Source organism: Brevundimonas sp. MF30-B (assembly GCF_004683885.1).
Taxonomy (GTDB): domain Bacteria; phylum Pseudomonadota; class Alphaproteobacteria; order Caulobacterales; family Caulobacteraceae; genus Brevundimonas.
Genome location: NZ_CP038440.1, coordinates 981,262 through 994,690, shown reverse-complemented (window position 1 = coordinate 994,690; position 13,429 = coordinate 981,262). Strand labels below are relative to the sequence as shown.

The following is a 13,429-nucleotide window of genomic DNA, read 5'->3' as shown; positions in this document are numbered from 1 at the left end:
CCTTCGCCTGCCTCGCACACAACATCTTGTGTTCGGTCTGCTTAACAACGACTAAATCACCGGTTTGAGGAGGCGCCAAGAGCTGATATTTTGCATCGCCCCTCCTTTTGCGGTTGACCGTGGCGCAGATCCGATTCGCGTCCCGCCAACGGGGCGTTTCGCTGGGGTAGGGCTCTTATCCACACGCCTTGAAATTCTTTGGATGGAACGCCGGGCCGTCATGTCCATTGAGCTTGGCCATGATCGCCGAGCTCCGCTCCCATGTCTGGCGCGCCTGCCGTCTGGCCCGCGCCGAGATCGCCGCACTTACCGCGCTTCTGGTCCTGACCGGAGGCGTGCTGGCCTTCATCGAACTGGCGGATCTGATGGCCGACGAAGAGGGACGGCGGTTCGACCGCGCCATTCTGGACATCCTTCGCCCCTACGCCGATGATCCGGGACGCCCGTGGGGTCCGTGGTGGCTGCATGAGGCCGCGGCCGACATCACCTCCCTAGGCGGCATTTCAGTGCTCGGCCTGTTCGCCCTGATCGCCGTGGGTTTCCTCATCATGACGAGCAAGCGGCTGTCCGCCGTGCTGCTCGTTGCGGGCCTGGCCGGCGGAGTCCTTCTGAGCGAAGGCCTGAAGGCCGTGTTCGAACGCGAGCGCCCCCCGGTAGAGGTTCAGGTGGTGGAAACGCTGAACGCCAGCTTCCCCTCGGGCCACGCCCTGCTTGCGACGGTCTTCTACCTGACGCTTGGCGTGATGCTGACCCAGGCCTTCCCGCGCCGCAGGTTCAAGGCCTACGCTCTGGGTGTCGGGGTCGTGCTGGCCCTCCTGGTGGGGGTGACCCGCGTCTATCTGGGCGCGCATTGGGCGACGGACGTCATCGCCGGCTGGTGCGTGGGCGCCGCCTGGGCCATGGCGTTGTGGCTGGCGGCCTATGCGGCCCAACGCCTGTCGCGCCGTTCGGCCCTCCGCGACGAGCCTTCGCCGGAAGCCGCAGCGCCCGAAGTCTAGCCGACCAGTACCGCAGTGACGGCGCTCGCCGCACGCTCGGGACAGCGCACGCCGTGGACAGCTACCTCCGCCTCGCCGAACTTCAGACCCAACGGGTCGAGCACCGCATTGACCACCGTGTCCAGCACGGGTCCAAGGGGCGTCAGCAGCGCGTTCAGCGCCTGGGTCAGATTGCCTAGGCCCAAGCCCAGTCCAATGACGCGCACATCCACGTTCAGCCGCTGGATCAGCGAGGCCGCCAGCCCGCCTGCGAATGCGCGGGACGAAACAGACTTCACGCGCTGGGCGACGATGTCACTATTGTCGAAGCTGAGCGTCTGGAACCTTGGGTCAGCCGCCTCAAGGTCGGCCTGAGCCGTCAGGGTGACCAGGCCGGCGACGGACAGCAGCGTCGCCTTCTGCGTCTGAAGCGGGGTCCTGAAATCTGACAGCCGGCGCGTATCGACCGTCGCGATCCGTGCGCGAGCCACGCCGGGACGCGCCTGGATGTCCACGCTCTCAACGAGCATGCATCGGATCCGCCCAAGTCGAGCCTGCGCCGGCGCCAGTTCGACCAGGATTGGCAGATCGACCCGCGCCAGCCCGGACAGCGACTGGGCCGTAGTGGCGCGGATGTACAGCCGCGCCTGACCGGTGGTGAGCACCGGCTCGCCGTCGTCGGTGACCGCCAGCCAAGGGGAGCCGTTCGGTCGTTCGCCGACGGCCAGCCATGCGTCCAGCTTCGCCAATCCTGCGCGCGCGCCGAGATCCAGCGCGAGCTGCCGGTCTCCATTGGCCGTCTCCAACCCCGCAAACAACACGTCCAGCGCGGACATTCTGACATCCAGCCGCTGCAGCCCGGCGCTCGCGCCCGCGCCCGACAGGGCCACCAGGTCGCCGACTCGCAGGCGTCGTCCGCCGGCGGCCGCTCCGACGCGCGAAAGCGCCGACGCCGCCTGGCCATTCAAGCCCTGAGACAAAGCGCGCGTCAGGGCGGGGCCGTCGATCTCGGCGTCGGCGAGGCGGTCGAAACGGCCGGCCGATACCCCAGCCTCGGTCGCCAACGCGCGCGAAAAACCCAGCAGGTCGATCTGGGCGTCAGCCAAGGCTTGATAGTCCGCGACCGACAGGGCCACGTTCGAGCCGGTCAAGCCGCTGAGCAGCTGGTTGGCCACCCCGCCGTCCAGCCGCGCCAGGCGCGAGCCGAGCGAGAAGGCGGCGACGGGTGTTTCGGCCCTGCGGGCAGCCCGTGCGCTGCGGACCAGCGGCGTGCTCGTCCGTCCCAGCACCCAGCGGCCGAAGTAGAGCGGCGCTTCGGCGCGCACGGTCACCCGGGCGGCGTTGGCGGAGACTTCGGCGGGCGAGAAGCGAGCCGCCGGGGCCAAGGCGGGGTCAGGCGAGTAGACGCCGCGCTCGACCGTCGCCCGGGCCCGGTCGCCGAGATTGTCCCTGACGGTCGCCAAGCCTGCGGCCTCGGCGCGCTCAAGATCGCGCGCCGCAGCCAGGGCGCCCAGGTCCGCCGCCGTCTGCAAGCGCCGGGCCTCGAAGGCGACCGACCCCACGTCGATGGTCAGAGCGGCGAGCGCGCAGGCCAGGGCGGCCGCCACGCATCCCATTATGCTCACGCCGCCGCGTTGGTCGGCCCACATCCTCAGGCCCCGCCCGCGCGGATCACCGCCGACCGATGAATGGTGGCCGGCGGCGACGGCAAAAGGCCCTTGAGCATCATCACAGGGTGGTGGCTGGCGTCGTAGGCCGCGTCCACCGTCAGAATGTCACCCTCGGCCCGAACCGCAAGGCGGAGCCGCTGAGGCTCAAGGCCTGCGCCGCCGACCCTGGCCGCCACCGCCTGGGCCAAGCTTTCGCGTTCGGACTCATCCAGTCCTGCGACAGCGGCGCGCGCGGCCTCCGAGGCCGTCGTCTGAACCGACTGCGCCAGCCAGAACCAACCGCCGTATAAGACCATAGCGGCCAGCATCAGCACGAACACCGGCCCGACGATGGCGAACTCGACTGCCGCTGAGCCGGTTCGATCCGATATCCACGACCTGTTGCGCATAGACGACCTCCGGTTCGAAGATTCGCAATCGGAGGTTAAGTTTAAGCTAATTCTCGCGCTTAACGTGTAACCTCGTCCCTCTTCCCTTCTCCGACCTAGTGTCGATAGGCTGTCCGCTTCGCCGAGGACCGACTGTTCATGCCCGCAGCCCGCCATGCCGCCAGACTCACCTGCAGTCTGGCCGCCCTGTCCGTCGTGATCGCGACCCCTGCCCCGGCGCAGGACGCAAGGCCGCCTTCCGCAATCTACGATGCGCAGCGCGGCGTGCTGACCTTCGCCGCCGGCCTGCAGGGCAGCCTCCCTGCAGTGGTCCAGGTCACGACGCTCGGCCAGTCCCGGGGGCCCGCGTCAGGCGAAAACGAACCCAAGCCCGTTTCCGGCGGCTCGGGCGTCATCATCGATGCGGCTCAGGGCATCATCGTCACCAACAATCACGTGGTCGAGGGCGGCCAGACGTTCACAGTCGATCTGACTGACGGCCGCCTGTTCGACGCCACCCTGATAGGCGTGGACAAGGCCACCGACATCGCCGTGCTGAAGATCGAACCCGACGATCGGGGCGCGCTGAACCTCAGCCAGGTCGAGGTGGCCGATTCGGACCAACTTCGCACGGGCGACCTGGCCTTCGCCGTCGGCTATCCCCTGGGGCTGGACCAGACGCTGACCATGGGCGTGGTCTCGGGCCTGGGCCGATCGGGCCTGGGCGACGCGGTCGAGGACTATATCCAGACCGATGCGGCGGTGAACTCGGGCAACTCCGGCGGACCTCTGCTGGACAGCCGAGGGCGGCTGATCGGCATCAACACCTCCATCCTGTCGGGCGGCATGGGCGGCGGAAACGACGGCATCGCCTTCGCCGTCCCCACGCGGATCATGCTGTACGTCGCCGATCAGCTGCGCCGGAACGGCGAGGTCAAGCGCGGCCGGACCGGCCTTATCCTGGGCTCGCTGAACGCTCAGCGCGCCCGCGAACTGGGCCTGCGGCTGGTCAGGGGCGCCGTGATCGATGATGTCGCGCCTGGCTCGCCCGGCGAGCGCGCAGGTCTTGAACGCGGCGACATCATCACCCGCATCCAGGATCGGCCCGTCGCCAACGCCGGGTCGGTCCAGGCCAGCGTCGGGATCGCCGCTCCCGGATCTCGCCTCACCCTCGCCTATCTGCGCGACGGCCGCGAGCGCACCGCCGCCCTGGTGGTCGAGGATGGCGAGGCGCCGGCGGTGGTGGTCGGCAAGAACGCCGTGGTCGCCCACGGGGCGACGCTGAGAGCCGACGGCGACGGAGAGGTGCAGGTCGCCTCGGTGGAAGCCGGCTCGGCCGCCGCCCACGCCGGCCTGGTCGCCGGAGACCGTATTGTCTTGATCGACGGCCAAGCGGCTGGCGCCCTTTCAGAGGCGGCCGCCGCTCTGACCGCAGGCGCGCGTGCGCTGCAGGTCCGGCGCGGCGACGAACGGATGGACATCACCCTCGCTCCACGCGCCGGCTGAACCCCAGACAGCAAAACGCCCGCTCTGCCGGGAGGGGGAGGGGTGGCGGAGCGGGCGTCTCGCTTGGAGGAAGCATCGGCCCGTCGAAGCCCTTGATGGAGTGATCCAGGGGGGCTGGGGGGGCTGTTCAGGATCCGGGATCGCTCCGAACTCCGACAGGCCGATGGTTCGTCTTTCGGCGGCCAAGCGGGCGCACGATGGACCGAAAGGGGGCCATTTCGTGTCGGATGCGAATTGTTGTTGGGCAGGGTTGTCGATCGACCCAAGCGCAAGGTCTCGTTAACCCTGAAGCCCCAAGTCTGCCGCAAAGGCCGCAGACCCTCGCGGTCAAGCTGTCACCGTCGCTCGGAGCGCCCGCCATGCATCGCCGCCACCTGATCCAGACCGGTTTCGCCGCCGCCGCGGCCACGTCGCTGGGCGCCTGCGCCTCGCGCCCGGTCGAGCCCGACTATCCGATCCGATCGGACCAGCAGGCTCAGGCCTACACCTTTGACGAACTAGTGGCCGCCGGCTCACGCGAGCTGGGCATCGCCGCCGAGACCGTGGGTCGCGCGGTCGAACGCGTGTTCGCAGATCAGGGCGACCGCCCCACGGCCTACATAGCAGGCGAGGAAGGCGCCGGGGCGGCCGCCGTCGGCCTGCGCTACGGGCGCGGCGCCCTGCACATGAAGGACCTCAGCGCCTCTCAGGAGGTGTTCTGGCAGGGCATTTCGATCGGCTGGGACATCGGCGGCAACGCCAGCCGGGTCTTCACCCTGGTCTACGGTCTGTACCACCCCGACATGCTGTATCGCCGCTACCCCGGCGTCGAGGGCTCGGCCTATCTGGTGGCCGGCCTGGGCGTGAACTACCAGCGCGCCGACGGCATCGTCCTGGCCCCCATCCGCACCGGGGTGGGCCTGCGCCTGGGCGCCAACGTCGGCACCATGGCCTACAGCCGCCAGCGGAATATTCTGCCGTTCTAAGGGCGCTATGCTCGCGACGCGGTCGCCCGCGACTTGAGCGTGCCTGCGTCAGCTTGCAGCAAGGATCGCTTCCAGCCCCTCGCGATAGCTGGGATAGCGCGGCCGCCAACCGAGTTCGGCCTTGGCGCGGGCGTTCGAGAGCCGTTTGGAATCCAGGTAGAAGCGGCGCATGCCCTCGCTGACCGAAGGGTCCGTCCAGTCCACCTCCGGCGGCTGGGGCAGGCCCAGGCGGTCCGCAGTCCACGCCATCACCTCGTCGGCCGGGGCCGGCTCGTCGTCGGTCAGGGTATAGGCGCGGCCCGGGTTGGGTCGGGCCATGGAAGCGAACAGTCCTGACACCGCGTCGTCCACATGGATGCGATTGAAAATCTGGCCGGGCTTTCGCACCAGTTTTGCCGAGCCGTCGCGCAGTCGGTCGATGACGCTGCGCCCCGGTCCGTACAGCCCCGGCAGGCGGAAGATCTGCACGGTCAGCCCCATGCCCTGGGCGCCATCCAGCCAGTCGCGCTCGGCCCTGACCCGGCGCGCGCCCTGAAGCGTGGCGGCGTTCAGCGCGCCGTCCTCGAACACCCAGCCGCCGCCGCGATCGCCATAGACGCTGGTGGAGGAGACATAGCCGATCCAGTCCGGCCAGGCCCGTCCAGCCAGAGGCGCCAAGGCGCGCAGGCCGGGACAGCCGCCGACGTCCGGCGGGGCCGTGATCAGCACGGCCTGCGCCTGCTCCACCGCCACGCGCAGCGCCTGGCCGTCATTGGGGTCCACGGCCTCGATCCCCACCGCCTGCAAGGCCGTGCGGCGGTCAGAGTCGCGCGAGGTGGCAATGGCGCGTCCGCCCCGCCGGATCGCCTCGCGGGCCGCCGCCTCGCCCAGCCAGCCGCCTCCAAAGACAAGCAGGGCGGTCGGGTCGGCGGCGGTCGTGGTCATGGATCAGGTCAGGCGATGCGGCTGTGGGCGGCGGCCGTGGTCGAGACGGCCGGAACGGGCTCGGCGTTCAGCGCCTCGGCGCGGCGGGTGTTCCAGGCGGACACGCAGGGGATGCGCGACCGATCGGCGCGATCGGCGTAGCGGCGGGCGATCTCGGTCACGTCGGCCATCAGACCCTCTGCCAGGGTGATTGGCTTCAGGCCCAGGTCGCGGAACTGATCGTTGGCGACGACCAGTTCGTTCTCGTCGGCCTCCTGACGCGGGTTGGGCAGGTGGGCGATCTCGGCGCCGGTCATGTCGGCGACCATCCGGGCCAGGTCACGCACGCGCCGGCTCTCGGTCATCTGGTTCAGGATCTTGACCCGCTCGCCCGACTTGGGCGGGTTCTTCAGCGCCAGCTCGACGCAGCGCACCGTGTCCTGGATGTGGATGAAGGCCCGCGTCTGACCGCCCGAGCCGTGCACCGTCAGCGGATGGCCCACCGCCGCCTGCATCAGGAAGCGGTTCAGCACCGTGCCGTAGTCGCCGTCATAGTCGAACCGGTTGATCAGCCGCTCGTCCTGGCGAGTCTCCTCAGTCTGGGCGCCCCACACGATGCCCTGGTGCAGGTCGGTGATCCGCACCGCGTCGTTCTTGGCGTAGAACTGAAACAGCAGCGCGTCCTGCGTCTTGGTCATGTGGTAGATCGAGCCCGGGTTCGGCGGGAACAGGATCTCCTGCTCGGTCGGGCCGTGGTCGGTGTCGACCGTCACCTTCAGATAGCCTTCGGGGATGCGCAGGCCGGCGGTCGTGTAGCCATAGACCCCCATGGTCCCCAGGTGGGCCAGGTGAATGTCCAGCCCGCTCTCGACCATGGCGGCCAGCAGATGGTTGGTGGCGTTGAGATTGTTGTCGACAGTGTAGAGACGGTGGCGCGCCGACTTCATCGAATAGGGCGCCGCACGCTGCTCGGCGAAGTGGACGATGCTGTCGGGTTTCAGCTCGCGGATTACTGCGACCAGCCGGTCGAATTCCTTGCCGACCGTCATGTTGACGAAGCCGATGTCGCGTCCCGAGACCTCTTTCCAGGCCGCGATACGCTCGCCCATGGTGCGGATCGGCGTCAGCGACTGGACTTCGAGCTCATTGTCGATGTTTCGGCGCGACAGGTTGTCGACCACCGTCACGTCCCATCCCCGGGCTGAGAGGTGTAGCGCCGTCGGCCAGCCGCAGAAGCCGTCGCCGCCGAGAATGAGAACGCGCATCGTCAAATCCTGCTGGAGTGCCTGCGCCTTCGGTAGCGCACCGGTTGAGGCGCGAAAAGCCGCCTGAAAAGATCAGCGGTTCTTAAGCCTTGGGCGCCAGTGTGGGTTCCGCACGGGCACGGGCGGCGGGGACCAGGATGGCCAGACGGGCGACGCGGACAATCGACAAGGCGGAACCGGACCTGTTCGCTCCGCCCGAGGGCGAGCCGGCGCAGCAGTTCCTGCGACTGATGAGCCACGAGATGCGTACGCCGCTGAACGGGGTCATCGGCATGCTGGGCCTTCTGACCCGAACACGCCTGGACGGCGCGCAGCGCGCCTACGCCGAGGCGGCGCGGGCGTCGGCCGAGCATCTGCTGGGTCTGGTCAACGATCTGCTGGATTACGCCCGGCTGGAGGCCGGCAAGCTGGAGTTCGATCCCGCGCCGGTCGACCTGGAGGGACTGGTGCGCGGCGTGGCCGAACTGCTCAGCCCCCGCGCCCACGACAAGGGCATAGAGATCGCCTGGTCCGTCGCGGCCGATGCGCCCGACGTGATCGCCGACGAGGCGCGCCTGCGCCAGGTGCTGTTCAATCTGGCCGGCAACGCGGTTAAGTTCACGGCGTCGGGCGGAGTTCGCATCCACGTCGAGCGAGCCGGCGGAACCAGCGCGCGGCCCCGGCTGGCCTTTGTCGTCGACGACACAGGCCCAGGCGTGCCGGCCGAAGCGCGCACCCGCATCTTCGAAGAGTTCGGCCACGCCGATTCCTCCGACGCCGCCCGCTTCGACGGCGCGGGCCTGGGCCTGGCCGTGGTGCGCAAGCTGGCCGAGGCGATGGAGGGCCGCGTCTGGGTCGAGGATCGGCCCGATGGCGTCGGCGCCCGCTTCCGCTTCGAGGCCGCCCTGCCCATCGCGGGACCGGGCCGGCGCGAACGCGGCCTGGACGACTTCACGGTGGCCGTGCGGTCGCCCGATCCTTTGGTGCGCGACGCCGCGGTCAGCCAGCTTCAGGCCTCGGGCGCCGAGGTGGCCACGACCGGGCCCCTGACGCTGGTCGATCACGCGGGCGCGGCGGCCGGCGACCTGGCCGAACGGCCTGACGGCCAGGCCATCATCCTGTTGAAACCGTCCGAACGCGACCTGATCGTCCGCTACCGGGCGGCGGGCTTCCATGGCTATCTGATCAAGCCGCTACGCCGCCGGTCCCTGGTCGAGCGGGTGCAGGCCGCGGCGGGCGAGGCGCGGGCCGACGCGCGCGGCGGCGAGGACGACCGCGTCACGCCGATCCGCTTCGCCGGGGTGCGGGTGCTGCTGGTCGAGGACAATCCGGTCGGCGCCCTGCTGGCCGCCACCCTGCTGAAGCGCGAGGGCTGCGCGGTAGAGACCGCCGCTTCGGGCCGCGAGGCGGTCGAGGCGCTGAAACGCGCCCGCTACGACCTGGTGTTCATGGACATGCGAATGCCGGGCATGGACGGCCCCGCCGCCGCCCGCGCCATCCGCGCCACGGGCGACCAGACGCCGATCCTGGCCCTGACCGCCAACGCCTTCGCCGAGGACCGCAAGACCTGTCTGGACGCCGGAATGGACGACCATCTGGTCAAGCCGCTTGAGGCCGAGGCGCTGAAAGCCGCCCTGGCCCGCTGGACGAACGCAGCGGCGCGCGCCAAGGTCTGACCCGACAACGGCGCGGGGGCGCCTGATCCGGGGACGCCTCGAGAATGACCGCAGCCGCCAAGAGCCGGCCGACCACCTGGGACTTCATCAAGTCCCTGCGCGACCGCCGCGTCTTCGTCATGCTGCTGCTGGGCGCGGCGGCGGGCCTGCCCTTCTTCCTGATCTTCGACACCTTGTCGGCGTGGCTGCGCCAGTCGGATTTGTCGCTGCAGACCATCGGCGTCTTCGCCCTGGCCACCCTGTCCTATGCGTTGAAGTTCGTATGGGCCCCGGTGGTGGACCGCGTGCGGATTCCGCTGCTGGGCCGCCTGTTGGGTCAGCGGCGGTCGTGGATGGCGGCCATGCAGGTGCTGATTATCGTCGGCCTGTGGCTGATCGCGGGATCGGATCCGGCGCTGAACCTGGGCCAGGTGGCGCTTCTGGCCGTGCTGGTCGGCTTCGCCGGCTCGACCCAGGACATCGCCATAGACGCCTGGCGCATCGAGGTGGTGGACACGCCGCTCTACGGCACCATGGCCGCCGCCTATCAGTGGGGATACCGCATCGCCATGATCACTGCCGGCGCCCTGCCGCTGGTGCTGGCGGACTCCTACGGCTGGAACTTCTCCTACGCCGTGATGGCCGGGTGCATGCTGGTCGCCGTCGGCGCGACGATCCTGGCGCCGCGAGAGCCGACCCAGCCGCCGCGCCCCAGCGTGGTCGCCGACATGGTCGCGCGCCCGGCCCTTGAGGTGTTCGAATGGGGCGGGCGTCTTGCGCTGATCCTGATCGGCGCCCTGATCGCCGGCTCGGGTCTGGCGGCCAACGCCACCTTCCTGAACGCGGCGCTGCACCTGTTCGGACAGTCGGACGCGGCGGCCGAATCCTTCAAGGCGGTGTGGGAATCGCGCGAGACCGGCATCTTCATCCAGTTCCCGGCCGTGGTGGCGGGTCTGGGGTTGATCGCCCTGGCCTGCGTGCCCCTGCCCGGGCGTCAGACGCGGCCGGGCGTCTATCTGCGCCGCGCCTATGGTCAGCCGCTGGGCGAGTTCTTCGGGCGGTTCGGGACCAAGTTCGGTCTGCTGATCCTGGCGCTGATCTGCATGTACCGGCTGTCGGACTTCGTGCTGAACCTGATGAATCCCTTCTACATCGATTTGGGGTTCAGCCTGACCGAGATCGCCGAGGTGCGTAAGGTCTATGGCGTGGTCGCCTCGCTGGCCGGCATCTCGGCCGGGGCCTGGGCAGTGACGCGGTTCGGCATCCTGCGCACCATGGTGATGGGCGTGTTCGCCAGTCCGCTGTCGAACCTGGTCTTCATCTGGCTGGCGACACAGGGGGCGTCCATGCCGGCGCTCTATGGTTCGATCACCATCGACAACTTCGCCACCGGCTTCGCCGGCACGGCCCTGATCGTCTATATGTCCAGCCTGACGGCGGCGGGCTTCACCGCCACCCAGTACGCCCTGTTCAGTTCGCTCTACGCCATCTTCGGCAAGATCATCGCCTCGCAGAGCGGGCGGATCGTCGAGGGCTCGGCGCGCATGGCCGAGGCCGGCGGCCTGACCGCCGCCTTCAGGCCGATGTTCGACCGTCTGCCCGAAGGCGCGCTGGCCAGGGGCGCCGAGATCGCAGGCGTCACGCCAGCCTCGCTGGGCGCCGGCTACGCCAGCTTCTTCCTGTATTCCGTAGCCATCGGCGCGGTGGCCGTGGTGCTGGCCTTCATGATCGCGCGCCGCCAACCCGAGATCGACGCCCGCGCGGCCGAGGCCGAGTCGGAGCGCGCCGGGGCCGAAACCCCGGCCTGACCGGTCAGGCCACGCTTTCGTCGTAGGCGGCGAAGGTGGCGGCGGTGATGATCTCGCTGACCGAGGCGCCCAGGGGCACGATCTGCACCGACTTCTCCAGTCCCACCAGCAGCGGGCCGATCACGGTCGCGCCTCCCAGCGCTTGGACGAGACGGGTCGAGATCGAGGCCGAGTGGATGGCCGGCATGACTAGCACATTGGCGTCGCCCGTCAGGCGCATGAACGGATAGGACGACCGCGCCTCGGGATCGAGCGCCAGCTCCGGCGGCATTTCGCCTTCGTATTCGAAGTCGACGTTCATGCCGTCCAGGATGCGGATGGCCTCGCGCACCTTTTCGCCACGGTCGCCCGGCGGGTTGCCGAAGGTGGAGTAGGACAGGAAGGCCACGCGCGGCTCGCGGCCCAGCTTCTTCACCGTCGCCGCCGCCTTGATGGCGATCTCGGCCAGCTCGGCGGCGTCGGGAAGCTCGTGGATCGAGGTGTCGGCCACATACAGGGTGCGGCCCTTGGCGAGCACGATCGACAGGCCGATCAGGGTGTCCTGAACGTCCAGCACGCGCCGAACCTCCTTGAGCACCATGTTGAAGTTGCGGGTCACGCCCGTGACCATGGCGTCGGCCTGGCCGCGCGCGACCATGGCGGCGCCGAAGTAGTTGCGGTCCTGATTGATCATGCGCTGGACGTCGCGGCGCAGATAGCCCCGGCGCTGCAGCCGCTCATACAGCCAGTCGGTGTAGTCCATGTTGTGGGTCGAGACGCGGGCGTTGACGATCTCGATGCCCAAGTCGTCGAAGTTCAGCCCGGCCTCGGCGGCGTTCTGGCGGATCAGATCCTCGCGGCCGACCAGGATCGGCGTGCCCAGCTCGGCCTGCTTGAAGCCCCAGGCGGCGCGGATGACGGAGGTCTCTTCACCCTCGGCGAAGACCACGCGCTTGTTCGCCCCCGCCCGCACGGCGGACGAGATCTTCTGCATCAGCGAGGCCGACGGATCGACGCGCTGGCGCAGTTCGGTGCGGTAAGCGTCCATGTCCTCGATGGGCTTGCGGGCCACGCCCGTGTCCATCGCCGCCTGGGCGACGAAAGGCGGGATGTACCAGATCAGGCGCGGGTCGAAGGGCGTGGGGATGATGTAGTCCGGCCCGAACTTCAGCTTGCGGCCGCGATAGGCGGCGGCGACCTCGTCCGGCACGTCCTCGCGCGCCAGGGCGGCCAGGGCCTGGGCGCAGGCGACCTTCATCTCGTGGTTCACCTGGCGCGCGCGCACGTCCAGGGCGCCCCGGAATATGTAGGGGAAGCCCAGCACGTTGTTGACCTGGTTGGCGTAGTCGGACCGGCCCGTGGCGATGATGGCGTCGGAGCGCACCGACAGCACGTCTTCGGGCGTGATCTCCGGGTCGGGGTTGGCCATGGCGAAGATGATCGGACGCGGCGCCATGGACGCCACCATCTCCTTGGTGATCGCGCCCTTGGCAGACAGGCCGATGACCACGTCGGCGCCGACCATCGCCTCGGCCAGGGTGCGGTGCGGCGTGTCGGTGGCGTGCGCCGCCTTCCACTGGTCGACGCCGTCGCGGCCCTTGTAGACCACGCCGTCGCGGTCAACGATGACGGTATTCTCGGCGCGCACGCCCACGGCCTTCATCAGCGCGATGGACGACAGGCCCGCCGCGCCGGCGCCCGCCAGCACAACCTTCACGTCCTCCAGCTTCTTGCCGGTGATGTGGCAGGCGTTGATCAAGCCGGCGGTCGAGATGATGGCCGTGCCATGCTGGTCGTCATGAAAGACCGGGATGTCGAGCAGGTCCTGAAGCTCGCTCTCGATCACGAAGCATTCGGGAGACTTGATGTCCTCCAGATTGATGCCGCCCCAGGTGTCGCCGATGTTCTTGACCACGGTGACGAACTCGTCCGGGTCGGTGGTCTTGACCTCGACATCGAAGCTGTCGACATCGGCGAAGCGTTTGAACAAGACCGACTTGCCCTCCATCACCGGCTTGGACGCCATGTGGCCCAGATTGCCCAGGCCGAGGATGGCGGTGCCGTTCGAGATCACCGCGACCAGATTGCCCTTGGAGGTGTAGTCGTAGGCCCGGTCGGCGTCCTGAGCGATCGCCAGGACGGGCACCGCCACGCCGGGCGAGTAGGCCAGCGACAGGTCGCGCTGGGTCGCCATGGGCTTGGTCGGCGCCATGGAGATCTTGCCGGGCGTCGGCACGCGGTGGAAGTCCAGCGCCTCGTCGTCGGAGAAGGTCTGTTTGTCGGTCAGTTCAGGCATTGGGGTCTCGGGTCTGAAGCGGGCGCAGACCTGTCCTAGAGCCCCCCTTCCCCAGGGA

At 69.0% G+C, this 13,429-nt stretch carries 10 protein-coding genes; 5 read left to right on the top strand and 5 right to left on the bottom strand.

What is annotated here, in order from left to right:
• The first annotated feature begins 239 nt into the window (after positions 1 to 239).
• Entirely contained in the window at positions 240 to 998 is a 759-nt protein-coding gene (locus tag E4M01_RS05020; RefSeq protein WP_135061936.1) for a phosphatase PAP2 family protein, read from the top strand.
• Here E4M01_RS05020 and E4M01_RS05015 read toward each other — a convergent pair.
• Positions 995 to 2,602 carry a TadG family pilus assembly protein gene (locus tag E4M01_RS05015; protein WP_209316075.1) on the bottom strand — a complete coding sequence of 536 codons (1,608 nt, stop codon included), beginning with the start codon at positions 2,600 to 2,602 and terminating at the stop codon, positions 995 to 997. The two genes, E4M01_RS05020 and E4M01_RS05015, sit on opposite strands and share 4 nt — an antisense overlap.
• 26 nt (positions 2,603 to 2,628) lie before the next feature.
• Positions 2,629 to 3,036, bottom strand: coding sequence for a TadE family protein (locus E4M01_RS05010; RefSeq protein ID WP_135061938.1), 408 nt, complete (start codon positions 3,034 to 3,036; stop codon positions 2,629 to 2,631).
• Positions 3,037 to 3,174: 138 nt separating this feature from the next.
• Here E4M01_RS05010 and E4M01_RS05005 point away from each other — a divergent pair, with 138 nt between their 5' ends.
• Together E4M01_RS05005 and E4M01_RS05000 are read left to right on the top strand one after the other, a co-directional pair.
• Entirely contained in the window at positions 3,175 to 4,521 is a 1,347-nt protein-coding gene (locus E4M01_RS05005; RefSeq protein ID WP_135061939.1) for a trypsin-like peptidase domain-containing protein, read from the top strand.
• Between the two features lie 359 nt (positions 4,522 to 4,880).
• Positions 4,881 to 5,486 (top strand): EipA family protein, encoded by a 606-nt coding sequence (locus E4M01_RS05000; protein WP_135061940.1) that lies wholly within the window; start codon positions 4,881 to 4,883, stop codon positions 5,484 to 5,486.
• A 48-nt stretch (positions 5,487 to 5,534) separates the two neighbouring features.
• Here the strand turns inward: E4M01_RS05000 and E4M01_RS04995 are convergent, their stop codons facing one another.
• Both E4M01_RS04995 and E4M01_RS04990 read right to left on the bottom strand, forming a co-directional pair.
• Positions 5,535 to 6,410 carry an SDR family oxidoreductase gene (locus tag E4M01_RS04995; RefSeq protein WP_135061941.1) on the bottom strand — a complete coding sequence of 292 codons (876 nt, stop codon included), beginning with the start codon at positions 6,408 to 6,410 and terminating at the stop codon, positions 5,535 to 5,537.
• An 8-nt stretch (positions 6,411 to 6,418) separates the two neighbouring features.
• Positions 6,419 to 7,654, bottom strand: a complete 1,236-nt coding sequence (locus E4M01_RS04990) for an NAD-dependent epimerase/dehydratase family protein (RefSeq protein ID WP_135061942.1) — start codon at positions 7,652 to 7,654, stop codon at positions 6,419 to 6,421.
• A gap of 137 nt (positions 7,655 to 7,791) precedes the next feature.
• Between E4M01_RS04990 and E4M01_RS04985 the strand changes: the two genes are divergently transcribed.
• Both E4M01_RS04985 and E4M01_RS04980 read left to right on the top strand, forming a co-directional pair.
• The gene (locus tag E4M01_RS04985; RefSeq protein WP_135061943.1) at positions 7,792 to 9,309 is read left to right on the top strand and encodes a response regulator; all 1,518 of its coding nucleotides are present in this window, start codon (positions 7,792 to 7,794) and stop codon (positions 9,307 to 9,309) included.
• A 44-nt stretch (positions 9,310 to 9,353) separates the two neighbouring features.
• Positions 9,354 to 11,096: an MFS transporter gene (locus tag E4M01_RS04980; RefSeq protein ID WP_135061944.1), complete on the top strand. Its 1,743-nt coding sequence runs from the start codon at positions 9,354 to 9,356 to the stop codon at positions 11,094 to 11,096.
• Between the two features lie 4 nt (positions 11,097 to 11,100).
• Here E4M01_RS04980 and E4M01_RS04975 read toward each other — a convergent pair whose 3' ends face one another.
• A complete protein-coding gene (locus E4M01_RS04975) occupies positions 11,101 to 13,371 on the bottom strand; it encodes an NADP-dependent malic enzyme (protein ID WP_135061945.1) in 2,271 nt (756 codons plus the stop codon).
• Positions 13,372 to 13,429: the final 58 nt, after the last annotated feature.